Here is a 25027-nt window from a genome sequence, read left to right on the forward strand (position 1 = left end):
CGGTGATCACCGGCGTGACGCGAACAGTATCTTTCCCGCGCAGGCGCGGCGAGACAAGGACTAGCGTCAGGGCGTCGGATCGCAGAAGAGATTGCGATGGCGCGCGAACACGGAGGTCTGTGGTGAAAGCAGTTGTGGTCTCGGAGTTGACCGGGCCCGCAGGGATGGCCCTGCAGGAGGTGCCCGAGCCGGACGCGACGGGCAAGGTGCTGATCGACGTGCGCGCGACAGGGGTGTGCTTCCCGGACCTGCTCATCAGCTACGGCAAGTACCAGCTGCGGCCGGAGCCGCCCTTCATCCCCGGCGCCGAGGTGGCCGGGGTGGTGGTGTCCGCTCCGGACGACAGCGGCTTCGCGGTCGGGGACCGCGTGCTGGCGATGTCCGATCTCGGTGGCTACGCGGAGCGCGTCGCGATCGCGGCCTCCCGGGTGATGCCGATACCGGCTGATCTGAGCTTCGAGGAGGCTGCCTCGCTCATCATCAACTATCAGACGATGGAGTTCGCGCTGTCCCGGCGAGCGGGCCTGGTGGCGGGCGAGACGGTGGTGGTGCTCGGTGCCGCGGGCGGTGTCGGCACCGCGGCCATCCAGTTGGCGAAGGCACACGGCGCGAAGGTGATCGCGGTGGTCCGACGGGCGGGGGCCGACGAGTTCCTCCGCGAACTCGGCGCGGACGAGGTGGTGGCGCTCGACGAGGGCTGGGCAGCCCGGGTGGGCGAGCTGACCGAGAACCGCGGCGCGAACGTGGTGGTCGATCCGGTCGGCGGCGACGCCTTCGACGATGCCGTCCGGGTGCTGGCGCCGGAGGGCCGGCTGCTGGTGATCGGGTTTGCGGGCGGCGGTATCCCGTCCGTGAAGGTGAACCGGGTGCTGTTCCGCAACATCAGCATCGTGGGCGCCGCCTGGGGTGAGTTCCTGCGCACCGACCCCTCGGCGCTGGCGCGCACCCATGCGGACCTCACCGAACTGGTGGGGAAGGGCCTGCGGCCGCTGGTCAAGGCCCGGTATCCACTCGCCGACGCGGCCCGCGCGCTGGCGGACCTCGAGGCCGGTCAGGTGCTCGGCAAGGCGGTGCTCGTCCGCGAGTAGCTGGCCTCGCTCAGCGCGGGATGTGGAAGTCGGTCAGGCGCGCGCGTGAGACGAGGAGGTCGGCCCAGGACCCCGTCACCGCCAGGGTCGCCATGGCCGAGGTCGGGAAGCGGTCCGCGATCCGTTCGGCGAGCGGGCCGCCCGGATCGAGCGCGAGTGCCGTGTCCGGGATGCCGGGCTCGTGCCCCACGACGAGCAGGGTCCGCACGGCCGCGTCGGTACTCGCGATCTCGCGCAGCACCTCGGCGGCACTCGCCCCGTAGAGCGTGTCGGCGTAGCGGGCGGGAGCGTCGATGCCGCTGGCCGCGAGGGTGAGCCTGGTCCTGGTGGCGGTGGAGCAGAGCACGGCGTCGACCGGGGGCTGGGTCAGGCGGATCCAGTCGCCCGCCAGCCCGGCCTCGCGTTGCCCGCGCGGCGCGAGCGGACGCTCGTGGTCGGCCACGCCGTCGGGGTAGGCGGACTTGCCGTGTCGGAGCAGGATCAGAACCTTCGAGGGCATGTCCCGACAGTAGCGAGCCGGTTGGCGGCCGGAAATTCGATTGCCCGGCGACCTGAGACCGTGGTCGGATCTCTCTGCGGGCGCTCGAGCCTCGGCAGCGGACGTGATGCCCTTCACATTAATATCGTTTGGGCAATAGTTGCGCGATCGCTACTATTGCACGAGTGGCCGCTTCCCCCGAAGACCTGTATCAGGCGCTCGACGAGTTCATCATGCGGCTGCTGGGGGTGGGGGAGTCGGAGTCCATGGACAAGCTGATCGCCGTGGACCTGTCGTTCTCGCAGGTGCGAACTCTGTTCATGCTGGCGCAGCACGGCAAGCCGGTTGCGATCAACGAGGTGGCAGAGCGGCTGCGCCTGTCCGTCGCGGCCGCGGGTCGCAACATCGACCAACTGGTCAATCAGGGTCTGGTGGAGCGCCGCGAGGATCCGAAGGACCGCCGCATCAAGAGGATCTCGTTGTCGGAGGCCGGTCGAGCCATCGCCTCCGGCCACATCGACAGCAAGAAGGGCGAGCTGCGAGCGTTCGCGGCCCGCCTCTCGGACTCGGACCGTGACCGGCTGTACGAGTCGCTCAAACCCATTCTCGCGGGAGATGTTCTGCGAGCCAATTGTCAGGAGAACCCATGACGACGCCGACACCTCCGGGCGCCCCCGCGGCCTCGGACAAGATCGACGGCGCAGTTCTGAAGATCGCCAGCGTGGTGGTGATCGGTGCCATCATGTCGATCCTCGATGTGACGGTCGTGAGCGTGGCGCTGCCGACGTTCATGTCCGAGTTCAACGCGACCTACGCAACCGTCGCCTGGACCATGACCGCGTACACCCTGGCCCTGGCGACCGTCATCCCCGTGACGGGGTGGGCGGCTGACCGGTTCGGCACCAAGCGCCTCTACATGACGGCGCTGGTGCTGTTCGTCGGCGCCTCGGTGCTGTGCTCTATGGCATGGAACATCGAGTCGCTGATCGGCTTCCGGGTCCTGCAGGGCCTCGGCGGCGGCATGCTGATGCCGTTGGGCATGACGATCATGACCAAGGCCGCGGGTCCCCACCGCGTCGGCCGCGTCATGGCCGTGCTGGGCATCCCGATGATGCTCGGACCCATCTGCGGACCCATCCTGGGTGGCTGGCTGATCGAGAGCGCCAGCTGGCACTGGATCTTCCTGATCAACCTGCCGATCGGCATCATCGCCCTGACCGCCGCGTTCGTGCTGCTGCCCAAGGACAACCCGAGCCCGTCCGAGTCCTTCGACTTCCTCGGCATGCTGCTGCTCTCGCCCGGTCTCGCGCTGTTCCTGTTCGGCGTCTCCTCGATCCCGGAGACCGGCACCGTTGCGGCCACTCGGGTGCTGGTCCCCGCTGTGATCGGCCTGGCGCTGGTGATCGGCTTCGTGTTCCACGCGCTCCGCGCCGACCACCCACTGATCGACCTGCACCTGTTCCAGAACCGCAAGCTCACCATCGCGGTCATCACGTCGACGATGTTCGTGATCGCGTTCATGGGTGCCGGCCTTCTGTTCCCGAGCTACTTCCTGCAGGTTCGCGGTGAGACCACCCTCACGGCCGGTCTGCTGCTGGCCCCGCAGGGCATCGGCGCGATGCTCACGATGCCGTTGGCGGGCACTCTCGTCGACAAGATCGGTCCCGGAAAGATCGTGTTGTGCGGCCTCTCCCTGATCGCCGCAGGCATGGCAGTGTTCACCCAGGTCGGTGCCGACACCTCGTACGTCGTGCTCCTCGGTGCCCTGTTCGTGATGGGCCTGGGCATGGGCGGCACCATGATGCCGATCATGACGGCGGCGATGCAGACGCTGACCAACGAGACCGTTGCCCGCGGTTCGACGCTGATGAACATCGTCCAGCAGGTCGCAGGCTCGGTCGGTACCGCGACCATGTCGGTGGTGCTCACCAACCAGATGCTGTCGCGCCCGCTCGCCGGACCGGCCATCGCGGCCGGGCAGGATCCCTCGATCGCGGAGCAGATGCCGCCCGGAGCGGTGGAGCAGGGCCTGGACGCCGCTGCGGACGCGTTCGGCAACACCTTCACGGTGGCGCTGGTGCTGCTCCTGCTGACCCTGATCCCGGCGTTCCTGCTGCCGAGGAGCAAGCCCGCGGCCCCGGTCGACGCGACCCAGGTGATGGCTCACTGAGTTACTCGCTGAGTTAGAGGGCAACTCGACTCTCACGACGATGGCCCGCACTCCCGAGGGGGAGTGCGGGCCATCGTCGTTTGGTACCCCAGGCCCCAGGCCCCAGGCCCCAGGCCCCAGGCCCCAGGCCCCAGGCCCTAGGTCGCGACCGCTGGGCGGATCAGGACTCGAATCCGGCTGCGCCGCCGCCGTTCGCGCCGCCACCGGCACCGCCGCCGATGGTGCCGCCGAGCGAGCCGCTGTCGAACTGGCCACCGAACATCGAGGAGAACAGGGACGAGAAGAGGGCAGAGAAGGACATGAGTACTCCTGTCGCGTGGTGAGCGACGCCGGTCGGCGTCGAGTCCCATTGGTACGCCGGACACCCCGCCGATCGGTGCGAGTGACGGCGGATTAGGGGGTGAATAGGGGATCCCGATCGGGGCAGGCCTGCGGCTGCCCCGGTTGGCCCGACATCCCCTATCCGCCGCGCCCGGGGGTGCTGTGCGGGGGCGGAATACCCCGGACCCCGACGCGGTTGGAAATTCATGCAAACGCATTGAAATAGCGGACGTGTTCAATCCAGCTCGAGGGAGTCACCATGCAGATCGGAATCTTCAGCGTCGGCGACGTCACGCCTGACCCCACCACGGGGCGGGCGCCGACCGAGCACGAGCGCATCAAGGCGATGACGACCATCGCCAAGCACGCGGAGGATGTGGGCCTCGACGTCTTCGCGACAGGCGAGCACCACAACCCGCCGTTCGTGCCGTCCTCCCCGACGACCATGCTCGGATTCCTCGCCGCCAAGACCGAGAACCTGATCCTGTCCACCTCGACGACCCTGATCACCACCAACGACCCGGTGAAGATCGCCGAGGACTACGCGATGCTGCAGCATCTCGCCGACGGCCGCGTCGACCTGATGATGGGCCGCGGCAACACCGCGCCCGTGTACCCCTGGTTCGGCAAGGACATCCGCGAGGGGATCCCGCTCGCGCTGGAGAACTACCAGCTGCTGCGTCGGTTGTGGGACGAGGACGTGGTGAACTGGCAGGGCCGGTTCCGCACCCCGCTGGAGGGTTTCACCTCCACGCCGCGTCCGCTCGACGGGATCGCGCCGTTCGTCTGGCACGGCTCGATCCGCAGCCCGGAGATCGCCGAGATCGCCGCGTTCCACGGCGACGGCTTCTTCGCGAACAACATCTTCTGGCCCAAGGAGCACTACATCGCGCTGATCAACCTGTACCGCGAGCGGTTCGAGCACTACGGGCACGGCAGCGCCGACCAGGCCATCGTCGGCCTCGGTGGGCAGGTGTTCATGCGCAAGAACTCGCAGGACGCGGTCGCGGAGTTCCGGCCCTACTTCGACAACGCGCCGGTCTACGGTCACGGACCCTCGCTGGAGGATTTCACCGAGCAGACCCCGCTGACCGTCGGCACGCCCGAGCAGGTGATCGAGAAGACGCTGGCCTTCGCGGACTATTTCGGTGACTACCAGCGCCAGCTGTTCCTGGTCGACCACGCGGGCCTGCCACTGAAGACGGTGCTCGAGCAGCTCGACCTCCTCGGCTCCGAGGTCGCCCCGGTGCTGCGCCGCGAGTTCGCGGCCCGGCGCCCGGCCCACGTGCCGGAGAACCCGCCGACGCACGCGAGCCTGCTGGCGCAGCGGAACGGTCGCGTCGGCACCCTCGAGGCGTCGACCGATGCCGCCCACTGAACCGCCCGTCGGCGGGCGGCCGCGCAGCACCACCGAGCTGGCCGCCGACGCGTGGGAGGCGTTGTTCCGTGCCCAGGTGGCGCTGATGCGGCGGTTCGAGTCGGCCGACGCGTGGGATCCCCTCGGCCGCCGCGAGTACGACGTGTTGTTCACCCTCAGCCGCCGCCCGGACAGACGGGCCCGGCTGCACGAGCTGAACCGGGAGATCCTGTTGACCCAGCCGTCCCTCAGCCGCATGGTCGAGCGTCTCGAGCAGGCCGGGCTACTGGACCGGCTGCCGGATCCGCACGACCGGCGGGGCACGATCGTGGCGCTCACGGAGCAGGGGCGAGCCATGCAGCGCAGCATCGGCAGGCGGCACGCCGCGCAGATCCGGCGCCACGTCGGCACCGCGCTCGACCGAGAGGAGCTCGCGGAGCTCGAGCGGTTGACGACGAAACTGCGACTGGCGCAACAGTAGTCAGGCTCGGCCCGCCAGGGCGGCCACCTCCCGCGCGCAGCCCCAGGAGAGGGTCACCCCGGCGCCGCCGTGCCCGTAACAGCAGATGATCCGGCGCGCGCCGGGTAGCGCCTCCAGTCGCACCGAGGGCCTGGTCGGACGAAGGCCGACGCCGCGGGAGAGGATCGGCGCGCCCCGCAGCTCGGGCACCAGGTCGTAGCACCGCTCGAGGATCGCGCGTTCGGTCTCGGGATCGACGGCGGTGTCGAAGGACCCGGGCTCGGCGGTGCCGCCGCACACCACGTCCTCGAAGCGCGGCACCACGTAGGTCATCCCGGCCGGGTTGTCGTCGTCGATCAGCCAGTCGGTCAGCCCGGGGTTGGCCACGCGCACCACCTGGCCGCGCAGCGGGATCAGCGGGGCGTCCCCGGTCAGTGCGGCCGACCGCAGGCCGGCCGCGACCACGATCAGCTCCCCGGTGACCTCCGCTAGGTCGTCGACCCGCCTCCTGATCACCCGCACGCCCGCGGCTTCGCACCGGCGGGCCAGCCACGGCAGGTAACGGCCCATGTCGATCACCGGGACCGTGCAGCGCACCCCGCTCGTCACGCCGGACGACAATTCCTCGCCCGGGATCACCCGATGTCCAGGCACCGCCGGGGTCCACCAGCGGTCCGGCGCAGTGGACCGCTCGAGCACCGTGCCGGTTCGCAGGGCCACGCCTGCCGAGGAGTCCGCTGCGAGGCCGACGAACGCCGCCGCGGACTCGGTCGACCAGCGCAGCACGGCGTCGGCGGGTGACGCCTCGTAGGGGAACCAGATCGCCGCGGCGACCGCGGAGGTCGTCTCCGCTGTCGGATCGGCCGTCAGGACGGTGACGTCGAGGCCTGCCCGCGCGAGTTCGAGTGCGCAGGTCAGCCCGGTCACACCGCCGCCGATCACGGTGGCCTCGGTGCTCATGAGGAGGTGGTGGTCCGGCCGAGGTCGATGACCGAGGCGGTGCCCTGAGCGGCGGCGCAGAGCACCGGCCCGTTCTCGGTGTCCGCATAGATCTCGCAGCGGCACAGTGCCTGCCTGCGGCCCGAACTCACCGCCGTCGCCTCCGCGCGCAGTGCGGTACCCATCGCGGGACGGAGGTAGGTGATGGTGAACCCGGAGGTCACGATGCTCGGCCCGAGCACGCTGCCCGCCGCGAAGGTGAGCGCGTTGTCCGCCGCGTAGGACAGCACACCGCCGTGCACGAACCCGTGCTGCTGCAGCAGTTCCGGGCGGATCGGGATCGTGAGGGTGGCGGCGCCGTCGGTGAAGGCGGTCAACCGGGCGCCGACCAGGGTGCTGAACGGCTGCGCGGCCAGGGTTTCCGCGGCCTCGTCGAGAGAAAGGGTCACGAGCAATCACTCCCGGTGTCGGTGACGAATCACATGTGGTGCGTGAATGCGATGGTGCCACGTCGACGGCTCCCCGGTTCGCCGGGAAAAGTCGGGGAAAACCCGTATCCCGCGCACCGGCGAGGCACACGGACGGTGTCGGTGGCCCGCGTTACCGTCGTAGAGACGCCACACCGGAAGACGGAAGAAGGCGCAAGATGGGCACTGTATCCGGTCCCACACACCAGCCAGGCGAGCCCGTGGATTCGGGCGACTCGGAGCACGCCGGGGAATGGCACTTCTATGCGGTGGTCGGAACCACCGTGCAGGGTAGGCACACCCTGGCCAGGTTCGGACCGCGGCCGACCGCGCTCGACGCGCTCCGGCTCGCGATCCACGCCGTCAACCACACGGCGTTCTCGCTGCTCGAGCAGGGCGTGAACGGCGACCCGTGTGCCGACATCCGCCTGCTGGAGCGGCTACCGATCACGGAGTTCACCATCGAGCGCCACCACCGCACGACGCGGGTGGCCGATCGGCGCTGGGCGCTGACCGGGCGTAAGCACCATCGGAAGACCAGCAGGCGAGACCGGCCCGCAGTGGCCTGACTGCGCGGTCGACGCCCGACCACCTCATGACCGGGCGAGGTGGAACCAGCGCGGGTTCCCCCGTCGGACCGGTCGCGGCAGCGCCCCGCTGTCCGCGGCGTCGGAGATCAGCCGCCACCCGGCGAACGTACGCTCCACCTCGGCGCGGTCCGTGCCGCGGGGGAGTGGTCCCCGTCGGCCGGGGCCGAAGGCGAACATCAGCAGACTCGCCCCTGGCTCGGTGATCCGGGTGAGCTCGTCGGCGTAGTGGTCCCGCTCGCAGGCGGTGAGACCGTGAAAGCACCCGATGTCGAGCACGAATCGATATCCGCGGCCGACCGACTTCTCGAGTTCGGTGACATCGCCGAGCACGAATGTCACCTCGACCCCGGCCTCCTCGGCCCGCGCCCGGGCCCGGGTCACCGCCAGCGGCACGGCGTCGATGCCGGTCACCTGCCAGCCGCGACGGGCCAATTCGATGGCGTGGGAGCCGGTACCGCACCCCGCGTCGAGGGCTTTCCCAGGCGGTCCCGCCTGCGCGTCCCGGCTGTCGAGGAACGCGGTCAGCTGCGCGCCGATCGACTGGCCCGCCCACTCCCACGGCGTGAGGCCGAGCCGGTAGGCCAGCCGGTACCAGGTGATCACGCCCGCCCTCTCGGCTGTCCCCACGCGTCGACGATCGGCACGTCGGGTTCGACTCGGGGTTCGGCCATCGTGGATCCTCTCGCCGGTGCCAGTGTGCTCCCCGGAAAATCGGTCTGTCCAGGGTCGACGGTCGTGCCCGCGGTCGCCGTCGGGTCCTGGCGCATGCGGCAGGATGCTGTCAGAAAACAAGAACGTGTTCTATATTTGGGGGTGAGTGTCCGCGCAGTCGCGGCGCCGTCTTCGCGTGCCGCACGTTGCGCACGATCCGCCGATCAATGGGAGTTCCCGACATGTACGAGTGGTCTGACACCGACCTGATGTTCCGCGACGCCCTGCGTGGCTTCATCGAGAAGGAGATCAAGCCGCACGTCGACAAGCTCGAGAGCGGCGAGCTGCCCCCGTTCGAGATCATCCGGAAGATGTACTCGACCTTCGGCATGGACGAGATGGCGAGCGAGGCGCTCGAGAAGGCCTTCGCGAAGGAGGAAGCGCGCGAGCGCGGCGAGACCGTCCCCGAGTCCGGCGAGAAGGGCGGCGGCTTCAGCGGCGCAGGCAGCATGGGCGTCATCCTCAACAGCGAACTCGCGGGCGTGAGCCTCGGCCTGGTCGCGTCGATGGGCGTGAGCCTCGGCCTGACGGTCGGCACGCTGCGCAGCCGCGGCACGCTGGCACAGAAGAAGCGCTGGCTGCCCGAGCTCGTCACGATGGAGAAGGTCGGCGCGTGGGCGATCACCGAGCCCGACTCCGGTTCGGATGCGTTCGGTGGCATGAAGTCCTACGTCCGCCGCGACGGGGACGACTACATCCTGAACGGTCAGAAGACGTTCATCACCAACGGCCCGTACGCAGACGTGACCATCGTGTACGCCAAGCTCGACGAGGGCGACTCCTCCGTGGACCGCCGCGACCGCAAGGTGCTCGGCTTCGTGCTCGACAAGGGCATGGAGGGCTTCACCCAGAGCCCGCCGTTCAAGAAGATGGGCATGAACTCCTCGCCCACCGGCGAGCTGTTCTTCGACAACGTGCGGATCAGCAAGGACCGGCTGCTCGGCGAGACCGAGAACCCGGCAAAGGGCGACGGCAAGGAGAGTGCCAAGGAGTCCTTCGCGGCCGAGCGAATCGGCATCGCCTCCCTCGCGCTCGGCATCATCAACGAGTGCCACCGGCTGTGCATCGATTACGCCAAGACCCGCAAGCTGTGGGGCAAGGAGATCGCTCAGTTCCAGCTCATCCAGCTCAAGCTGGCAGAGATGGAGGTCGCCCGGATCAATGTGCAGAACATGGTGTTCAACGCGATCGAGCGCACCGCCGCAGGCAACAAGGTGACCCTCGCCGAGGCATCGGCGATGAAGCTGTACTCCTCGCGGGCCGCCACCGAGGTCGCCATGGAGGCCGTTCAGCTGTTCGGCGGTAACGGCTACATGGCCGAGTACAAGGTGGAGCAGCTCGCGCGTGACGCGAAGTCGCTGATGATCTACGCGGGTAGCAACGAGATCCAGGTGACGCACATCGCGAAGGGCCTGCTCAGCGCCTGACCCAGCGCCGCAACGGCGAACTCTCTCCGATTCTTCCTCGCCGCCGTCACCGATCTCCGGTGGCGGCGGCGAGGTCGTCAGGCCGTCAGTTGGTAGAAGCGCCAGAACCCGAAGCCGTCGATCGGGAGTATCTCGAATCCTGTGAATCCCGCCTCGAACGCATAGCCGCGCAGCGTGTCCGGGCGCATGACGGTTCCGGTGGCGGCGGTGGGCCGGTGGCTCATGCCGTCCGGCAGGCAGATCAGCAGGCTGAAGCCGTACATCAGTCGCTCGGTCTCGTCGCCGGGAGGGTCGAAGGAGCCGGCGACCGCCTCGTCCATGATGACAACGCGGCCCCCGGGGACCAGCGACTGCCTGGCAGCGGCGAGCACCCCGACGGGATCGGGCATGTCGTGCACGCACTCGAAGGCGAACACGCAGCGGAAGGTGGACGCGGGTAGCCGGGCGGCATCGCCGCAGTGGAAGGAGACGCGGGACGCGACGTCCGGGTTCGCGTCGCCGTTGCTCGAGGCCAGCCGCGCCGAGGCCGCGTCGATGTCGAGCCCGTCCACGGTGGCAGCCGGGTACGCCCTGGCGAGTGCGATCGTCGACCAGCCGCCGCCGCAGCCCAGGTCGGCGATCCGGGTGCCCGGCTCGCGAAGCAGCGCGTCCAGGTCGGGAACCGACCGCAGGGCCTCCGGCAGGGCCCGCTCGTACCAGGGGCGGTTCATCTCGGCCTGCGATTCGCGGGCGTCGGCTCCGTACTGTGCCCAGCCGACCCCTCCGCCGGAGCGATACGCCTCGAGCAGCGCGGGCATCTGTTCGGCCGCGGCGCAGAGCATCCGGGCCAGCGGCGCGAGGTAGGCGAGGCTGGACCCGTCGGTGAGCACCTCCGCCGCCGCAGGCGGCAACGTGAATCGTCGGGGTCCGTCGGAATCGACCTCGATCAGACCGGTGACGGCCTGTTGCTCCAGCCATTCCCGCGCGTACCGAGGGTGGGTGTCGGTGCGGGCGGCGAGTTCTTCCGGCGTCGCCGGGCCGTCGACCCGCAGACTCCGGTACCAGCCGAGGCGGTCGCCGAGGTGGATGGACAGCAGATCGACGGTGCCGAGTGCGGCCTCGACGAGGCGTTGGGCGAGAGCGTCGGCCTCGGCGACCGGTTGCGTTGTGGACATGAGCCCCCTCCCGCGTCTCGGAGACGACGGATGCGTCCCTCCCGGACCATCGTCGTCCGAGCGTGGCGCGCTGTCACCGTTCGTTCGCCGGGTGAAGCACGCGACGGAGGTGGGATCACCCGGTGGCGCCGGTGCGCGCAAGCTCCTCGACCCGGCGACGCAGGGTGGACTCGGTGTGCTTGATGGCCGTTCCGACGATCGGCTCGACGATCTTCGCGAGCACCTTGCCTGCGAGTCCGCCCGGCAGCGAGTACTCGAAGTCCACCGTCATCTCGGTGGTGTCGTCGCTCGCCGGAGCGAATCGCCACGTCGACGAGTTCGAGATCCCGTCGACCGAGGCCAGCGTGATCAGCCGGTCCTGCTCCCACTCGGTGATCGTGACCCTGGAGTTCATGGCCTTGGGGCCGAGCTGCATGGTGGCGTCGAAGGTGGCCCCGAGTCCCTGGGTCTGCTCGCCGACCGGCTCGAACCGGGTCACCCCGAACATCCACGCCGGCACATTCTTGTAGTCGTCCACATAGGAGAAGCCGGCGTGCACCGGAACCTTCGCGACCGCGGTGATGTGAATGGTGCCCATGTCTCTCCTCGTACCGATGTCGGCCCTGTCGGCCTACGTAGACGGTACTAGCTTTCACAGTTACCTGGACAGGGGTTCGGCTGTGAGTTCCATCGGCTTCACTACAGTTGGAGGCATGCAGCAGCGTGAACGGGACGGCCGGGGCAGGCCGCTCAATGCGCGCCCCCGCGACGGGTTGGGGAGGCCGTTGCCGCGCGGCGCCGAGGGCGTCGCGCGGGTGCAGGAGGAGTTCCTGCTGACCCCTGCGGAGGCGATTGTCGAGGCCCAGCGCCTGCTGGACGAGGGCATGCCGTTCCATGCGCACGAGGTGCTCGAGGGTTCGTGGAAGGCGGCGCCGGATTCCGAACGCGAGCTCTGGCAGGGGCTTGCGCAGCTCGCGGTGGGCCTGACGCATCTGTTGCGCGGCAATATCGTCGGCGCCCAGTCGCTGCTGCGTCGCGGCCAGGACCGGATCCGTGGGTTCGAGACGGACGCTCCGCACGGTCTCGATGTCGCCGGCCTGGTGGCCTGGTCGCAGGGCGTGCTGGACGGGCTGGCGGGCGCGGGTTCGGAGATCCCGGTGCCGAGCACACCACGGCTGCTGCGCCGGGGGTGTTGACCGGGTCGCCCGGCTGGTGCGCGGGTCCGCGCGCTCAACGCGCAGACCCGCGCGTGTCGATCAGGGGAAGGTGCTGCCGACGTTCCCGGTGCTGCTGCCGACAAACTTTCCGTCGGTGGTGGTCTCGGCGGGGCCGACGAGGCCCAACAGGGTGGCGATCAACGCGCTCAGGTTCATAGCTTCGGCTCCTGGTGATTTCTCATGTGCTGGAGATGCGCCCTCGGACCGGGCGCGCGTCCAGTTCTACCGCACGCGCCGCGGGCGTGGGTTCGATTCCGCAATCCACCTCCGCTGCGCCGAAATGCGTTGCTGTGGAGTGAATTCGACATCGAAATGATCGACCCCGGGCAGCACTGTGGGGGCCGCCGAGTCGCCGGCAGCCCCCACAGTGTGCTCACATGACTACTCGCTGGAGCCGCCACCCGAGGTCTCCGAGGACCCGAGGATGCCGAAGACGGTGCTGAGGGCGCCGAAGAGGGTGGAGAGTTCGGACGAAGACGGCATGAGTGCTCCCTGTTTTCTCGATGGTGATGCGCCGAGAATTGCGCGCGTGTTGTAGTTCTACCGCACGAGATCTCGGTCAGGTCACAAACCGGCAACTGTCGTGACCTACATCTCATTTCTTTGGGTTCAGCCTCGTCCAATGGGGCGCCGGTGTTAGCGGATCAGCTGCCGATCGGGAGCTCGATGCCGAAGGGCAGGCCGATGATGATGCCGGCGAAGATGTCCTGCGCCGGCAGGGAGAATAGGGTCGGTAAGTCGAACGCGGGCATAGATGTCTCCTCGTGTCGATGGATGGAAAGTGCACCCCAGAGCTCGGCGCGCACCAGTTCTACCGCACGGGATGCCTCCGGTGTAGCGGAATCGGATGACCATTCTTTGGCGTAATCGATTGTGGCGCAAAGGGGTTCGTGGATCGTATGTCCGTCGGTGCGCAGGGTGGGGCGGCGGGGTGCGGCAGCCGCGAATCGCCGAGGGGTGGCGGCCGGCCACAAGCAAACTGGACGCTCGCCTTGCTTTCCGAGCATCAAACCCCATCGGCGCGCGCAGGGTGCGAGAATCGCGGGAAAATCTCTGGGCGTTCATGACGGGCAGGCTGGGAGCCAATAACAAGCAAGCGTGCTTGATTTTTATGGCTCGCGGTGTGATGCTGGTCGCAGCACTTCTCAAGGGAGCATTCATGGCCGATCTGGGTACCACCATCGGGGACCTGCGGGTGGAGGGTGATCAGCTCGACGCGCTGGTCGCGAGCCTGACCGACGAACAATGGGCGGGCCCGACGCCCGCCAAGGGCTGGTCGATCGCCCACCAGATAGGGCACCTGGCCTGGACCGATCGCGCCTCGCTGATGGCGGTCATCGATCCAGAGGCCTTCGCCGAGTCGCTGGCCGAGGCATGGAAGAACCCCCTCGGTTTCGTCGACGAGGCCGCCGAGATCGAGGCCGCCCGGCCGCCCGCCGAACTGTTGGCGGACTGGCGCACCGGTCGGTCCACACTGGCCGAAGCGCTCGCTGCGGTGCCGAGCGGTACCAAGCTGCCCTGGTATGGCCCGCCGATGAGTGCGATGTCGATGACCACCGCCCGGCTGATGGAGACCTGGGCGCATGGGCAGGACGTCGCCGCGGCGCTCGGCGTCGACGTCCCGCCGACCAACCGCCTGCGCAGCATCGCCCATCTCGGTGTGCGCACCCGTGACTTCGCGTACGCGGTGAACGAACTGACCCCGCCCGCGGGGGAGTTCCGGTTCGAGCTGACGGCCCCTGAGGGCGACGAGGTCTGGACCTGGGGCCCCGAAGACGCCGCGCAGCGCGTCACCGGCCCCGCCGCGGACTTCTGCCTGCTGGTCACCCAGCGAGCGAACCCGGCGGATCTGGACCTGACCGCGGTGGGACCCGATGCCACCGCGTGGATCGCAATCGCCCAGGTCTTCGCCGGTCCTCCCGGCGCGGGCCGTGACCCGAAGGTGGACGCATGACAAACCCGGTCCGGATCGGAAACTGTTCCGGCTTCTACGGAGACCGCATCTCGGCGATGCGCGAGATGCTCGAGGGCGGCGAACTCGACTACCTCACCGGCGACTACCTCGCCGAGCTGACGATGCTGATCCTCGGTCGCGACCGGATGAAGGATCCCTCCCGGGGCTATGCCAAGACGTTCCTCCGCCAGGCCGAGGACTGCCTGGGGCTGGCGCTGGACAAGGGCGTCAAGATCGTCGCCAACGCGGGCGGGCTGAATCCGGCCGGGCTGGCGCAGGCGCTGCGCGAGGTGAACGAGCGGCTCGGTCTCGGCGCGGTCATCGCCCATGTCGAGGGCGATGACCTGATCGCCAGGGCGGCGGAGCTGGGGCTCACCGGTGCGCCGGGCTCGCCCGCCCCGCTGACCGCCAACGCCTATCTCGGCGCGTGGGGCATAGTCGAATGCCTCGGTGCGGGCGCGGATGTCGTGGTCACCGGCCGGGTCACCGACGCGTCGGTGATCGTCGGACCCGCAGCGGCGCACTTCGGCTGGGAGCGAACGGATTTCGATCAGCTGGCCGGAGCTGTGGCGGCCGGGCACGTGATCGAGTGCGGAACGCAGGCGACCGGGGGCAACTACTCCTTCTTCACCGAGATCGCCGACATGGGGCGACCCGGATTCCCGATTGCGGAGATCCACGCGGACGGATCCTCGGTCATCACCAAGCACGCGGGCACCGGGGGTGCGGTCAGCGTCGGCACCGTGACCGCTCAGCTGCTCTACGAGATCACCGGCGGCCGCTACGCCGGACCGGACGTCACCACCCGGATGGACTCCCTCGAACTCTCCTCCGACGGACCCGACCGGGTCCGCATCAGCGGGGTGCGGGGAGAGGCACCGCCGCCGACGCTGAAGGTCTCCCTCAACGCGCTGGCCGGGTTCCGCAACGAGTTCACGATGATCCTCACCGGCCTGGACATCGAGGCGAAAGCCGAGCTCGCCCGCACCCAGTTCGAGGCGTGGATGACCACCAAGCCGGCCGAGATGACGTGGACCCTCGCGCGCACCGATCACCCGGACGCGGACACCGAGGAGACGGCGAGCGCGTTGCTGCGCTGCGTCGTTCGCGATCCGGATCCGAACGTCGTCGGTCGAGCGTTCTCGTCCGTGTCGGTCGAGCTCGCGCTCGCCAGCTACCCGGGCTTCAGCCTGACGGCGCCGCCGTCGAACGGACAGCCGTACGCCGTGTTCACGCCCGGCTACGTCGACGCCGCCGAGGTGCCGCACACCGCGGTCCTGCCCGACGGCACCAGGATCCCGATCGCCCCGAGCGGGCCGACGCTGGAACTGGCGCAGGCGGCCGATCCCGAACTGCCGCAAGCATTGCCGACGACGCCGACGATCCGTGTCCCGCTCGGTACGATCGCGGCCGCCCGCAGTGGCGACAAGGGCGGCAACGCGAACGTCGGAGTCTGGGTTCGCACCGACGAACAGTGGCGCTGGCTGGCCAACACTCTCACGGTCGAGGAGCTCGGGCGGCTGCTCCCCGAGGCGGCGGGGCTGCCGGTGACCCGCCACCTGTTCCCGAAGCTGCGCGCGGTGAACTTCGTCATCGAGGGCATCCTCGGGGCGGGCGTCGCCTCGCAGACCCGATTCGATCCGCAGGCCAAGGGCCTCGGGGAGTGGCTGCGTGCCAGGCACATCGACATTCCGGAAGAACTTCTGCTCGGTAGCGAACCCCTGGGAGGAACACTGTGAGCGTGTGGACCACCGACGAGCGAAAGGCGTTGCGCGAGACGGTTCGCCGATTCGCCGAGCAGGACGTGCTGCCCCACCTCGACGAGTGGGAGCGACACGGCGAGCTGCCGCGTGAGCTGCACAAGAAGGCGGGCGCGCTCGGGTTGCTCGGCGCCGGGTTCCCCGAGTCGGTCGGCGGGTCCGGCGGCGACCTCGTCGACGCCGTGACCATCTGCGAGGAGATGCACTACGCGGGCGGGTCGGGCGGCCTGTTCGCCTCCCTGTTCACCTCGGGCATCGCGTTGCCGCACCTCGTCGCGGCCGGCGACGAGCGGCAGATCGACCGCTGGGTGCGGCCCACCCTCGCGGGCGAGCTGATCGGCTCACTGGCGATCACCGAGCCCGGTGGCGGCTCGGACGTGGGGCACCTGCGGACCAAGGCCGTTCGGGACGGCGACCACTTCGTCGTCAACGGGGCAAAGACGTTCATCACCTCCGGCTGCCGCGCCGACTTCGTGGTCACCGCGGTCCGCACCGGTGGGGAAGGGGCGGCCGGGGTGTCGCTCCTCGTCATCGAGAAGGGCACGCCCGGCTTCGAGGTCACGCGCAAGCTCGAGAAGATGGGCTGGCTGGCCTCCGACACCGCGGAGCTGTCCTTCGTGGACGCCCGGGTTCCTGCGGAGAACCTGGTCGGTGGCGAGAACAGCGGGTTCCAGCAGATCGCGCAGGCCTTCCTCACCGAACGGATCGCGCTTGCCGCCCAGGCGTACTCGAGCGCCAAGCGATGCCTGGACCTGACCCTGCAATGGTGCCGGGACCGGGAGACGTTCGGCAGGCCGCTGATCAGCAGGCAGTCGGTGCAGAACACCGTCACCGAGATGGCTCGTCGGGTCGACGTGGCGCGGGTGTACACCCGTGCCCTCGTCGAGCGCTCGCTGGAATCGGATCAGGATTTCATCGCCGAGGTCTGCTTCGCGAAGAACACCGCCGTTGAAGCGGGCGAGTGGGTGGCGAATCAGGCGGTGCAGTTGTTCGGCGGGCTCGGCTACATGCGGGAAAGCGAAGTCGAAAGGCAATACCGGGACATGCGAATCCTGGGGATCGGCGGTGGCACCACCGAGATCCTCACCGGATTGGCGGCAAAGCGATTGGGGTATCAGTCATGACGGTTCTCAGGTCCACCCTCGACACCGGGTCGGAGGTGTACGCGACCGCGGTGGAGACGATGAACGCCAAACTCGCCGAGCTCGAGACCGAGCACGCCAAGGCGCTGGCAGGCGGCGGTGAGAAGTACGTGGAGCGGCACCACAAGCGAGGCAAGCTGCTCGCCCGTGAGCGGATCGAGCTGCTGATCGATGCGGATTCGCCGTTCCTGGAGCTGTGCCCGCTCGCGGCGTGGGGAAGCGACTTCCCGGTCGGCGCGAGCACGGTGGTTGGCATCGGCGTCGTGGAGGGGATCGAGTGCCTGATCGTCGCGAACGACCCGACCGTCCGTGGCGGCACCAGCAACCCGTGGACGCTGCGGAAGGGCTTCCGGGCCAACGACATCGCGATGCAGAACCGACTGCCGGTGATCTCGCTCGTCGAGTCCGGTGGCGCGGACCTACCGACCCAGAAGGAGGTGTTCATCCCGGGCGGTCGGATGTTCCGCGACCTCACCCAGCTCTCCGCGGCCGGGATCCCCACGATCGCCCTGGTGTTCGGTAACTCGACCGCGGGTGGTGCCTACATCCCGGGCATGTCCGATCACGTGGTGATGATCAAGGAGCGCTCCAAGGTGTTCCTCGCCGGCCCACCGCTGGTGAAGATGGCCACCGGCGAGGAGTCGGACGACGAGTCGCTCGGCGGCGCCGAGATGCACGCGCGCAAGTCGGGTCTGGCCGACTACTTCGCCGTCGACGAGCAGGATGCGATCCGCATCGGCCGAAGCATCGTCAAGCGGTTGAACTGGAAGAAGGAGGGGCCGGCGCCCCGGGCCGAGGTGATCGAGCCGCTGGCGGACCCGGAGGAACTCCTCGGCATCGTCCCGGCGGACCTGAAGATCCCGTTCGACCCGCGCGAGGTGATCGCCCGCATCGTCGACGGATCCGATTTCGACGAGTTCAAGCCGATGTACGGCTCCTCGCTGGTCACCGGGTGGGCGGAGCTGCACGGCTACCCGGTCGGCATCCTCGCGAACGCCCGAGGCGTGTTGTTCAGCGAGGAGTCCCAGAAGGCCACCCAGTTCATCCAGTTGGCGAACCGTTCCAACACCCCTCTGCTGTTCCTGCACAACACGACCGGGTACATGGTCGGCAAGGAGTACGAGGAGGGCGGGATGATCAAGCACGGCTCGATGATGATCAACGCCGTGGCGAACTCGAAGGTGCCGCACATCTCGATCCTGCTCGGCGCCTCGTACGGAGCCGGCCACTACGGAATGTGCGGCAGGGCCTTCGATCCCCGATTCCTGTTCGCCTGGCCGAGTTCGAAGTCCGCGGTCATGGGTGGCGCACAGTTGGCGGGCGTCATCTCCATCGTCAGCAGGGCCTCCGCGGAGGCCCGCGGACAGGCGTTCGACGAGGAAGCCGACGCCGGCATCCGCGCCATGATCGAGAACCAGATCGAGGCCGAGTCGTTGCCGATGTTCCTGTCCGGCCGGCTGTACGACGACGGCGTCATCGATCCGCGTGACACCCGCACGGTGGTGGGAATGTGCCTTTCGGCCATTGCCTCCGCCCCGATCCAAGGCACCGAGAACTTCGGCGTCTTCCGCATGTGAGGCAGACCGTGATGACTTCCCCTAACGCTTCGCTCGGACCGGCGATCCAGTCCGTTCTTGTGGCAAACCGCGGCGAGATCGCGCGGCGGGTGTTCGCGACCGCGCGTCGGACCGGCGTCGGCACCGTCGCGGTGTTCTCCGACGCGGACACGGCAAGCCCGCACGTGGCCGAGGCCGACGCCGCCATCCGGCTCCCCGGCAACACCCCGGCCGAGACCTACCTTCGGGCCGACCTCATCATCGACGCGGCGCGTGCCGCGGGCGCCGACGCGATCCACCCCGGTTACGGATTCCTCTCGGAGAATGCGGGATTCGCGCAGGCGGTCGAAGACGCGGGCCTCACCTGGGTCGGTCCGCCGGTCAAGTCCATCGAGTCGATGGGCTCCAAGGTCGAGTCCAAGAAGCTGATGGACGCCGCGGGCGTTCCCGTCCTGGTCGAGCTCGCGCCCGACGAGGTCACCGAGGCACACCTGCCCGTGCTGATCAAGGCGTCGGCCGGTGGCGGCGGCCGCGGCATGCGCGTGGTGCGCGAGTTGTCAGCGCTGGCAGGCGAACTGGAGGCGGCCCGGCGCGAGGCGCAGTCCGCCTTCGGCGATCCGACGGTGTTCTGTGAGCGCTACCTCGAGACCGGCAGGCACATCGAGGTCCAGGTGATGGCCGACAAGCACGGCACGGTGTGGGCGGTGGGCGAGCGCGAGTGCTCCATCCAGCGCAGGCACCAGAAGGTCGTGGAGGAGGCCCCGTCGCCTCTGGTCGAGCGGACCCCCGGCATGCGTGAGCGGCTCTTCGAGGCATCGCGGCTGGCGGCGAACGCCATCGGCTATGAGGGTGCGGGCACCGTCGAGTTCCTGGCGGACGAGCGCGGCGAGTTCTTCTTCCTCGAGATGAACACCCGGCTGCAGGTCGAGCACCCGGTCACCGAGTGCACCACCGGACTCGACCTGGTGGACCTGCAGCTGCAGGTCGCCGCAGGCGTCGCGCTGCCTGCCGAACCCCCGGCGCTGCGCGGACACTCGATCGAGGTCCGTCTCTACGCCGAGGACCCGGCGAAGAACTGGCAGCCGCAGAGCGGGACCGTGCACCGCATCGAGCTCCCCGGCACGGTGGAGGAATTCGCGGTCCTGGACCGGCAGGGCGTGCGACTGGACTCCGGCGTGGTGGCCGGCTCGGTGGTCGGGGTGCACTACGACCCGATGCTCGCCAAGGTCATCTCGTTCGCGCCGACCCGAGGACAGGCCGCGCAGCTGCTCGCCTCGACGCTGGCCCGCACCGCGCTGCACGGCCTGCGGACGAACCGGGATCTGCTGGTGAACATCCTGCGGCACCCGGCCTTCCTGGCCGGGGACACCGACACCGCCTTCTTCGACACCCACGGGCTCGACACCCTGGCGCGGCCGCTGGCCGATCCGGATGCCGAGGCGCTGTCCGCGCTGGCGGCGGCGTTGGCCGATGCCGCGGCGAACCGGGCGGCGGCTCGCGTCGACGGCCAGATCCCGAGCGGATGGCGGAACCTGACGTCGCAGCCGCAGTTCAAGCAGTACACCAGCGCGTCGGGGGAGTACGACATCCGATACCTGCTCGGGCGGGGCGGCCTTCGGGCCGAGGGCTTCGAGCACGTCTCGCTGGTGTCCTCGACCCCGGACGTGGTGGTGCTGGAGGTCGCAGGCCTGCGCCGGACCTTCGACGTCGCCAGGTACGGCGACGAGGTGTTCGTCGACTCGCCGCTCGGACCGGTCGCCCTGACCGCGACCCCACGGTTCGTGGATCCGGCGACGATCGTCGCGGCGGGTTCGCTGCTCGCGCCGATGCCGGGCGCGGTCATCCGCCTCGGCGCCGCGCAGGGCGATTCGGTCACGCTCGGCCAGCCGATCGTCTGGCTCGAGGCGATGAAGATGGAGCACACCATCACCGCCCCCGCGTCGGGTGTGCTCGTGGAGCTCCCGGTTTCGGTCGGCCAGCAGGTCGACGTCGGGTCTGTCCTTGCCATTGTTGAACCTGAAGAGACGGAAGAGGAATCGGCATGAGTTTTATCGAGAGCGACGAGCAGAAGGCACTGCGCGCGGCGGTGTCCAAGCTCGGCGAGCGCTTCAACTACGTCGACTACGTGCTGCCGCGGTCGCGCAGGGGCGAGCCGCTGACCGAGCTGTGGAACGAGGCGGGCAAGCTCGGCTTCCTCGGGGTCAACCTGCCGGAGGAGTACGGCGGCGGGGGAGCGGGCATCTACGAGCTCGCCCTGGTGCAGGAGGAGCTGGCCGCGCACGGCGCGGGGCTGCTGCTCGTCGTGGTCTCGCCCGCGATCTGCGGCACGATCATCGGCAAGTACGGCACCGATGAGCAGAAGCAGCAGTGGCTCCCTGGCCTCGCCGACGGCAGCAAGATCATGGCGTTCGGGATCACCGAGGCCGATGCGGGCTCCAACTCGCACCAGATCTCGACCACCGCCCGCCGCGACGGCGCCGACTGGATCCTGACCGGGAGCAAGATCTTCATCTCGGGTGTGGACCAGGCGGACGCGGTGTTGATCGTGGCGCGGACCGAGGACCACAAGACCGGCAAGCTCAAGCCTGCGCTGTTCATCGTGCCGACCGACACCGAGAACTTCGTCAAGACGCCGATGGAAATGGACATCATCGAGCCGGACCACCAGTTCACGCTGTTCCTCGACGAGGTCCGGGTGCCGGGTGAGGCGTTGGTCGGATCGGAGGACGCCGCACTCATGCAGCTGTTCGCCGGCCTGAACCCGGAGCGGATCCTCGGTGCGTCGATGGCGATCGGCGTGGGCCGGTACGCGATCGACGCCGCGGTGAAGTACGCGAAGGAGCGCACCGTCTGGAAGACCCCGATCGGGGCGCACCAGGGCATCGCGCATCCGCTCGCCCAGGCGAAGATCGAGCTCGAGCTGGCCAAGGTGATGATGCAGAAGGCCGCGTTCCTCTACGACAGCGGCGACGACTTCGGCGCGGCCGAGGCCGCGAACATGGCGAAGTACGCGGCGGCCGAGGCGAGCATCAAGGCGCTCGACCAGGCCATCCAGACGCACGGTGGCGCCGGGTTGAGCAAGGAGTACGGACTGGCCGCCATGCTCGGGGCCGCCCGGATCGCGCGGGTGGCGCCGGTGAGCCGGGAGATGATCCTCAACTTCGTCTCCCAGCACTCGCTCGGGCTGCCGAGGTCGTACTGACCATGACGGTTCCCGAGACGAGCGCGCCGTACGTCCGCTCCGAGGTCGCGGGCGGGTTCGCCACCGTCACCCTGGACTCACCGCACAACCGCAACGCGATCTCCTCGCGGTTGGTCGGCGAACTCCGGCAGGCGCTGGCGGACGCGGCGGCCGACGACTCGGTCCGCGCGGTGGTGCTCACCCACACCGGCGGCACCTTCTGCGCCGGCGCGGATCTGTCGGAGGCGGGCGGGGCATCGGATGCCGACCCGGCGGAGCTGGCGGCGGGGCGCACGGCTCAGATGACCGAGCTGCTTCGGGAGTTCCTCGAACTGCCGAAGCCGATCGTCGCCCGCATCGACGGTCACGTCCGGGCAGGCGGCATGGGGCTGGTCGGCGCGTGCGACATCGCGATCGCCGGTCCGTCGAGCACCTTCGCGCTCACCGAGGCGCGGCTGGGGCTGGCGGCGTCGATCATCTCGCTCACGGTGCTGCCCAGGATGACCTCCCGGGCAGCGGGCCGGTATTTCCTGACCGGGGAGAAGTTCGGTCCGGCGGAGGCCGAACGCCTCGGCCTGATCACCATCGCGTCCGAGGACGCCGCGGTGACCGTCGCGGAGGTCTGCGCGGAGCTCGCGCTGGCGTCCCCTCAGGGACTGGCGGAGTCGAAGAGGCTGACCACCGCGCGGATGCTCGCCGACTTCGACCGTTACGGTGAGGAGCTCGCCGCCCAGTCGGCGAGACTGTTCGGATCGCCGGAGGCCGTCGAGGGCATGACCGCCTTCTTCCAGCGCCGCCCGCCTGCCTGGGTACCCAGCGAATAGCAAGGACGTCGAGGAGTACGTGGTGGCCGGATACGACAGGACCCGCGCTCGAGGAGTCGAGCGCGGGTCCTGTCGGGTGTTACGTAAAGGCGATCAGGCCTTCGGGTTGACGAGCCCGTCGACGGAACCGACGAGGGTGCCCAGTCCACCGGTGAGGTCGCCGATCGCGCCGGCGAAGGTGCTGATGGCGTCGAATGCGGAAGCGAATTCTGCAGAACCCATGATGTGCTCCTTGGTTGTGTTCGGTGATTCTCATAGGGGCGCATCAGGTGCACCGGGAACCTTCGTACCGGCAGGTAACGGCTGAGGCAAGGCCTTTGTGGCGAAGATAACGTAAAGATAACGGAAATTTACATGGGGGCGGGAGGTGCCGAATGCGTGAACCGCAGCAGGATCGAAGCCGGCTGACGCGGCAGCGGTTGCTCGAGGCGACCATCGATTGCCTGGCCGACCAGGGCTGGGCCGCGACCACTGTCGGTGTGGTCGCCAAGCGCGCGGGGGTCTCCCGCGGCGCGGCCCAGCACCACTTCCCGACGCGCGAGGACCTGATCACGGCCGCGCTCGAGTTCATGTTCGACAGCCGGATGGAGGCCGCCCGACTGGAGGCCACCGGCCTGCCCGCCGGGCCAGGCCGCACCGAGGCGATCGTCACCCGCCTCGTGGAGTACTACACCGGCACCCTGTTCAAGGCGGCCCTGCAGGTGTGGACCGCCGCCGCCTCGGACCCGGCGCTGCGCGAGCGGGTGCTGCCGCTCGAGGAGAAGTTCGGCCGGGTCGCGCACCGGACGGCCGTCGCCATGCTCGGGGTGGAGGACGGCGACCTCATCGCGCACCGGTGGGTGCAGCTCACGCTCGACCTGGCGCGCGGGCTCGGCCTGGCCGATGTCCTCACCGACGACTCCAAACGGCGGGCCGAGCTGATCAAGCAGTGGGCCGCGGATCTCGATTCGGTCCTGCACCGCAGGCGGTCGGGGGACCAGCAACCGGTGGCCCTGTCGTGACCCGGCGCGGGCCGTTACCACCGATCGACTCGCTTTGACCTGAAGGCGCGCCGCCGGGTATCGTTGTGGGTCGTGCCCGGCCTGCCCGGGTCGATTTGTGTGCCTAGCAAGGTAAGGCCGCGCGCGCGCTCTCCTCAGAGACGAGCATTCGGCTGCCTGTGTGGGGGTATGCGACACGCCCGACCTCGGGGTCGAGGGACGGGTGAGGAGCAGCGTTTTCTTGCTCCAACTGCTAGATCCCTAATTACACAACGACCAGACCTGCCAAGCGCAGATCGGTCGACAGAAGAAAGCCGGTATATGCCAACCATCAACCAGCTGGTCCGAAAGGGGCGTCGCGACAAGGTCGCGAAGCTCAAGACCGCTGCCCTGAAGGGAAGCCCGCAGCGTCGTGGTGTGTGCACCCGCGTGTACACCACCACCCCGAAGAAGCCGAACTCCGCGCTCCGTAAGGTCGCGCGTGTCCGCCTGACCAGCTCGGTCGAGGTCACGGCGTACATCCCCGGTGAGGGCCACAACCTCCAGGAGCACTCGATGGTGCTCGTCCGTGGCGGTCGTGTGAAGGACCTCCCGGGTGTTCGCTACAAGATCATCCGCGGCTCCCTCGACACCCAGGGTGTCAAGGGTCGCAAGCAGGCACGCAGCCGCTACGGCGCCAAGAAGGAGAAGAGCTAATGCCACGTAAGGGCCCCGCTCCCAAGCGCCCGCTGATCAACGACCCCGTTTACGGGTCGCCGCTGGTCACGCAGCTCGTGAACAAGATCCTGCTGGACGGCAAGAAGTCCACCGCCGAGCGCATCGTCTACGAAGCCCTCGAGCAGGCGCGTGAGAAGACCGGCACCGATCCGGTCGTCACCCTCAAGCGCGCGCTGGACAACGTCAAGCCCGCCCTCGAGGTGCGCAGCCGCCGTGTCGGTGGCGCCACCTACCAGGTGCCGGTCGAGGTTCGCCCCGGCCGCTCCACCACGCTGGCCCTGCGCTGGCTGGTGACCTTCTCGCGTGCACGTCGTGAGAAGACCATGGTCGAGCGTCTCGCCAACGAGCTCATGGATGCCAGCAATGGCCTCGGTGCAGCCGTGAAGCGTCGCGAGGACACCCACAAGATGGCTGAAGCCAACAAGGCGTTCGCGCACTACCGCTGGTGATCTGGCGCCGGGGCGGCACTTAATGTGCCGCACCGGCGTTGCCACTATGTGTCGGTTCCTCACGGGCCGGCTGACAACACAAAAAGACGTGGTCCGCGAAGGACCG

General features: G+C 68.8%; 26 protein-coding genes. 18 read left to right on the forward strand and 8 right to left on the reverse strand.

Features of this window, described 5'->3' with window-relative positions:
- Nucleotides 1–122: 122 nt before the first annotated feature.
- Nucleotides 123–1088 carry an NADPH:quinone oxidoreductase family protein gene (locus C8K38_RS07705; RefSeq protein WP_097210967.1) on the forward strand — a complete coding sequence of 322 codons (966 nt, stop codon included), beginning with the start codon at nucleotides 123–125 and terminating at the stop codon, nucleotides 1086–1088.
- 10 nt (nucleotides 1089–1098) lie between these two features.
- On the opposite strand, the gene C8K38_RS07710 is transcribed toward C8K38_RS07705, so the two are convergent.
- The gene (locus C8K38_RS07710; RefSeq protein ID WP_097210968.1) at nucleotides 1099–1587 is read right to left on the reverse strand and encodes a SixA phosphatase family protein; all 489 of its coding nucleotides are present in this window, start codon (nucleotides 1585–1587) and stop codon (nucleotides 1099–1101) included.
- Nucleotides 1588–1799: 212 nt separating this feature from the next.
- Here C8K38_RS07710 and C8K38_RS07715 point away from each other — a divergent pair, with 212 nt between their 5' ends.
- Together C8K38_RS07715 and C8K38_RS07720 are read left to right on the forward strand one after the other, a co-directional pair.
- Entirely contained in the window at nucleotides 1800–2216 is a 417-nt protein-coding gene (locus C8K38_RS07715) for a MarR family winged helix-turn-helix transcriptional regulator (protein WP_077043522.1), read from the forward strand.
- Nucleotides 2213–3736, forward strand: a complete 1524-nt coding sequence (locus C8K38_RS07720; protein WP_097210969.1) for a DHA2 family efflux MFS transporter permease subunit — start codon at nucleotides 2213–2215, stop codon at nucleotides 3734–3736. The genes C8K38_RS07715 and C8K38_RS07720 overlap by 4 nt, the downstream gene beginning before the upstream one ends.
- A 160-nt stretch (nucleotides 3737–3896) precedes the next feature.
- On the opposite strand, the gene C8K38_RS27065 is transcribed toward C8K38_RS07720, so the two are convergent.
- The gene (locus C8K38_RS27065) at nucleotides 3897–4037 is read right to left on the reverse strand and encodes a hypothetical protein (protein WP_179800488.1); all 141 of its coding nucleotides are present in this window, start codon (nucleotides 4035–4037) and stop codon (nucleotides 3897–3899) included.
- 279 nt (nucleotides 4038–4316) lie between these two features.
- On the opposite strand from C8K38_RS27065, the gene C8K38_RS07725 reads away from it, so the two are divergent.
- Both C8K38_RS07725 and C8K38_RS07730 read left to right on the forward strand, forming a co-directional pair.
- Nucleotides 4317–5435, forward strand: a complete 1119-nt coding sequence (locus tag C8K38_RS07725; protein ID WP_097210970.1) for an LLM class flavin-dependent oxidoreductase — start codon at nucleotides 4317–4319, stop codon at nucleotides 5433–5435.
- Entirely contained in the window at nucleotides 5422–5895 is a 474-nt protein-coding gene (locus tag C8K38_RS07730) for a MarR family winged helix-turn-helix transcriptional regulator (protein WP_097210971.1), read from the forward strand. The genes C8K38_RS07725 and C8K38_RS07730 overlap by 14 nt, the downstream gene beginning before the upstream one ends.
- On the opposite strand, the gene C8K38_RS07735 is transcribed toward C8K38_RS07730, so the two are convergent.
- Together C8K38_RS07735 and C8K38_RS07740 are read right to left on the reverse strand one after the other, a co-directional pair.
- Nucleotides 5896–6834 carry an FAD-dependent oxidoreductase gene (locus tag C8K38_RS07735; protein ID WP_097210972.1) on the reverse strand — a complete coding sequence of 313 codons (939 nt, stop codon included), beginning with the start codon at nucleotides 6832–6834 and terminating at the stop codon, nucleotides 5896–5898.
- Nucleotides 6831–7268 carry a PaaI family thioesterase gene (locus C8K38_RS07740; protein ID WP_097210973.1) on the reverse strand — a complete coding sequence of 146 codons (438 nt, stop codon included), beginning with the start codon at nucleotides 7266–7268 and terminating at the stop codon, nucleotides 6831–6833. Before C8K38_RS07740 ends, C8K38_RS07735 begins: the two co-directional genes overlap by 4 nt.
- 191 nt (nucleotides 7269–7459) lie before the next feature.
- Between C8K38_RS07740 and C8K38_RS07745 the strand changes: the two genes are divergently transcribed.
- Nucleotides 7460–7849 (forward strand): hypothetical protein, encoded by a 390-nt coding sequence (locus C8K38_RS07745; protein WP_097210974.1) that lies wholly within the window; start codon nucleotides 7460–7462, stop codon nucleotides 7847–7849.
- Between the two features lie 24 nt (nucleotides 7850–7873).
- Here the strand turns inward: C8K38_RS07745 and C8K38_RS07750 are convergent, their stop codons facing one another.
- Complete coding sequence (locus C8K38_RS07750) at nucleotides 7874–8497, reverse strand: class I SAM-dependent methyltransferase (RefSeq protein ID WP_257017254.1); 624 nt, start codon at nucleotides 8495–8497, stop codon at nucleotides 7874–7876.
- Nucleotides 8498–8763: 266 nt separating this feature from the next.
- On the opposite strand from C8K38_RS07750, the gene C8K38_RS07755 reads away from it, so the two are divergent.
- Nucleotides 8764–10008 (forward strand): acyl-CoA dehydrogenase family protein, encoded by a 1245-nt coding sequence (locus C8K38_RS07755; protein ID WP_097210976.1) that lies wholly within the window; start codon nucleotides 8764–8766, stop codon nucleotides 10006–10008.
- Between the two features lie 77 nt (nucleotides 10009–10085).
- Here the strand turns inward: C8K38_RS07755 and C8K38_RS07760 are convergent, their stop codons facing one another.
- Together C8K38_RS07760 and C8K38_RS07765 are read right to left on the reverse strand one after the other, a co-directional pair.
- Entirely contained in the window at nucleotides 10086–11162 is a 1077-nt protein-coding gene (locus tag C8K38_RS07760; protein WP_097210977.1) for a class I SAM-dependent methyltransferase, read from the reverse strand.
- A 115-nt stretch (nucleotides 11163–11277) separates the two neighbouring features.
- Complete coding sequence (locus C8K38_RS07765; protein WP_097210978.1) at nucleotides 11278–11739, reverse strand: SRPBCC family protein; 462 nt, start codon at nucleotides 11737–11739, stop codon at nucleotides 11278–11280.
- Between the two features lie 115 nt (nucleotides 11740–11854).
- Here C8K38_RS07765 and C8K38_RS07770 point away from each other — a divergent pair, with 115 nt between their 5' ends.
- From C8K38_RS07770 to C8K38_RS07805, 8 genes are all read left to right on the forward strand, one after another.
- Complete coding sequence (locus C8K38_RS07770) at nucleotides 11855–12337, forward strand: DUF309 domain-containing protein (protein WP_097210979.1); 483 nt, start codon at nucleotides 11855–11857, stop codon at nucleotides 12335–12337.
- Between the two features lie 1180 nt (nucleotides 12338–13517).
- Nucleotides 13518–14312 carry a TIGR03084 family metal-binding protein gene (locus tag C8K38_RS07775; protein WP_097211094.1) on the forward strand — a complete coding sequence of 265 codons (795 nt, stop codon included), beginning with the start codon at nucleotides 13518–13520 and terminating at the stop codon, nucleotides 14310–14312.
- Nucleotides 14309–16051: an acyclic terpene utilization AtuA family protein gene (locus C8K38_RS07780; RefSeq protein ID WP_097210980.1), complete on the forward strand. Its 1743-nt coding sequence runs from the start codon at nucleotides 14309–14311 to the stop codon at nucleotides 16049–16051. Before C8K38_RS07775 ends, C8K38_RS07780 begins: the two co-directional genes overlap by 4 nt.
- Nucleotides 16048–17196, forward strand: a complete 1149-nt coding sequence (locus C8K38_RS07785; RefSeq protein ID WP_097210981.1) for an acyl-CoA dehydrogenase family protein — start codon at nucleotides 16048–16050, stop codon at nucleotides 17194–17196. The genes C8K38_RS07780 and C8K38_RS07785 overlap by 4 nt, the downstream gene beginning before the upstream one ends.
- Nucleotides 17193–18791 (forward strand): acyl-CoA carboxylase subunit beta, encoded by a 1599-nt coding sequence (locus C8K38_RS07790; protein WP_097210982.1) that lies wholly within the window; start codon nucleotides 17193–17195, stop codon nucleotides 18789–18791. The genes C8K38_RS07785 and C8K38_RS07790 overlap by 4 nt, the downstream gene beginning before the upstream one ends.
- A gap of 11 nt (nucleotides 18792–18802) precedes the next feature.
- On the forward strand, nucleotides 18803–20815 hold the full coding sequence (locus C8K38_RS07795; protein ID WP_097211095.1) for an acetyl/propionyl/methylcrotonyl-CoA carboxylase subunit alpha: 2013 nt from the start codon (nucleotides 18803–18805) through the stop codon (nucleotides 20813–20815).
- Complete coding sequence (locus C8K38_RS07800) at nucleotides 20812–21972, forward strand: acyl-CoA dehydrogenase family protein (RefSeq protein ID WP_097210983.1); 1161 nt, start codon at nucleotides 20812–20814, stop codon at nucleotides 21970–21972. Before C8K38_RS07795 ends, C8K38_RS07800 begins: the two co-directional genes overlap by 4 nt.
- Nucleotides 21973–21974: 2 nt before the next feature.
- Complete coding sequence (locus C8K38_RS07805; RefSeq protein WP_097210984.1) at nucleotides 21975–22775, forward strand: enoyl-CoA hydratase family protein; 801 nt, start codon at nucleotides 21975–21977, stop codon at nucleotides 22773–22775.
- A 93-nt stretch (nucleotides 22776–22868) separates the two neighbouring features.
- On the opposite strand, the gene C8K38_RS27555 is transcribed toward C8K38_RS07805, so the two are convergent.
- Nucleotides 22869–22997 (reverse strand): hypothetical protein, encoded by a 129-nt coding sequence (locus C8K38_RS27555; protein ID WP_257017258.1) that lies wholly within the window; start codon nucleotides 22995–22997, stop codon nucleotides 22869–22871.
- A 152-nt stretch (nucleotides 22998–23149) separates the two neighbouring features.
- Here C8K38_RS27555 and C8K38_RS07810 point away from each other — a divergent pair, with 152 nt between their 5' ends.
- From C8K38_RS07810 to rpsG, 3 genes are all read left to right on the forward strand, one after another.
- Complete coding sequence (locus C8K38_RS07810) at nucleotides 23150–23776, forward strand: TetR/AcrR family transcriptional regulator (protein WP_097210985.1); 627 nt, start codon at nucleotides 23150–23152, stop codon at nucleotides 23774–23776.
- Nucleotides 23777–24076: 300 nt separating this feature from the next.
- A complete protein-coding gene (gene rpsL / locus C8K38_RS07815; protein ID WP_027500620.1) occupies nucleotides 24077–24451 on the forward strand; it encodes a 30S ribosomal protein S12 in 375 nt (124 codons plus the stop codon).
- On the forward strand, nucleotides 24451–24921 hold the full coding sequence (gene rpsG, locus C8K38_RS07820) for a 30S ribosomal protein S7 (protein ID WP_027500619.1): 471 nt from the start codon (nucleotides 24451–24453) through the stop codon (nucleotides 24919–24921). The genes rpsL and rpsG overlap by 1 nt, the downstream gene beginning before the upstream one ends.
- Nucleotides 24922–25027 lie beyond the last annotated feature (106 nt).

The organism is Rhodococcus sp. OK611, from assembly GCF_003050885.1.
Lineage (GTDB): Bacteria > Actinomycetota > Actinomycetes > Mycobacteriales > Mycobacteriaceae > Rhodococcus_G > Rhodococcus_G oryzae.

Excerpts from the sequence above, each read along its gene's own strand:
- C8K38_RS07710 (WP_097210968.1), bottom strand. The coding sequence starts at position 1,587 with ATGCCCTCGAAGGTTCTGATCCTGCTCCGACACGGCAAGTCCGCCTAC.
- C8K38_RS07715 (WP_077043522.1), top strand. The coding sequence starts at position 1,800 with ATGCGGCTGCTGGGGGTGGGGGAGTCGGAGTCCATGGACAAGCTGATC.
- C8K38_RS07720 (WP_097210969.1), top strand. The coding sequence starts at position 2,213 with ATGACGACGCCGACACCTCCGGGCGCCCCCGCGGCCTCGGACAAGATC.
- C8K38_RS27065 (WP_179800488.1), bottom strand. The coding sequence starts at position 4,037 with ATGTCCTTCTCTGCCCTCTTCTCGTCCCTGTTCTCCTCGATGTTCGGT.
- C8K38_RS07725 (WP_097210970.1), top strand. The coding sequence starts at position 4,317 with ATGCAGATCGGAATCTTCAGCGTCGGCGACGTCACGCCTGACCCCACC.
- C8K38_RS07730 (WP_097210971.1), top strand. The coding sequence starts at position 5,422 with ATGCCGCCCACTGAACCGCCCGTCGGCGGGCGGCCGCGCAGCACCACC.
- C8K38_RS07735 (WP_097210972.1), bottom strand. The coding sequence starts at position 6,834 with ATGAGCACCGAGGCCACCGTGATCGGCGGCGGTGTGACCGGGCTGACC.
- C8K38_RS07745 (WP_097210974.1), top strand. The coding sequence starts at position 7,460 with ATGGGCACTGTATCCGGTCCCACACACCAGCCAGGCGAGCCCGTGGAT.
- C8K38_RS07755 (WP_097210976.1), top strand. The coding sequence starts at position 8,764 with ATGTACGAGTGGTCTGACACCGACCTGATGTTCCGCGACGCCCTGCGT.
- C8K38_RS07760 (WP_097210977.1), bottom strand. The coding sequence starts at position 11,162 with ATGTCCACAACGCAACCGGTCGCCGAGGCCGACGCTCTCGCCCAACGC.
- C8K38_RS07765 (WP_097210978.1), bottom strand. The coding sequence starts at position 11,739 with ATGGGCACCATTCACATCACCGCGGTCGCGAAGGTTCCGGTGCACGCC.
- C8K38_RS07770 (WP_097210979.1), top strand. The coding sequence starts at position 11,855 with ATGCAGCAGCGTGAACGGGACGGCCGGGGCAGGCCGCTCAATGCGCGC.
- C8K38_RS07775 (WP_097211094.1), top strand. The coding sequence starts at position 13,518 with ATGGCCGATCTGGGTACCACCATCGGGGACCTGCGGGTGGAGGGTGAT.
- C8K38_RS07780 (WP_097210980.1), top strand. The coding sequence starts at position 14,309 with ATGACAAACCCGGTCCGGATCGGAAACTGTTCCGGCTTCTACGGAGAC.
- C8K38_RS07790 (WP_097210982.1), top strand. The coding sequence starts at position 17,193 with ATGACGGTTCTCAGGTCCACCCTCGACACCGGGTCGGAGGTGTACGCG.
- C8K38_RS07795 (WP_097211095.1), top strand. The coding sequence starts at position 18,803 with ATGACTTCCCCTAACGCTTCGCTCGGACCGGCGATCCAGTCCGTTCTT.
- C8K38_RS07800 (WP_097210983.1), top strand. The coding sequence starts at position 20,812 with ATGAGTTTTATCGAGAGCGACGAGCAGAAGGCACTGCGCGCGGCGGTG.
- C8K38_RS07805 (WP_097210984.1), top strand. The coding sequence starts at position 21,975 with ATGACGGTTCCCGAGACGAGCGCGCCGTACGTCCGCTCCGAGGTCGCG.
- C8K38_RS27555 (WP_257017258.1), bottom strand. The coding sequence starts at position 22,997 with ATGGGTTCTGCAGAATTCGCTTCCGCATTCGACGCCATCAGCACCTTC.
- C8K38_RS07810 (WP_097210985.1), top strand. The coding sequence starts at position 23,150 with ATGCGTGAACCGCAGCAGGATCGAAGCCGGCTGACGCGGCAGCGGTTG.
- rpsL (WP_027500620.1), top strand. The coding sequence starts at position 24,077 with ATGCCAACCATCAACCAGCTGGTCCGAAAGGGGCGTCGCGACAAGGTC.
- rpsG (WP_027500619.1), top strand. The coding sequence starts at position 24,451 with ATGCCACGTAAGGGCCCCGCTCCCAAGCGCCCGCTGATCAACGACCCC.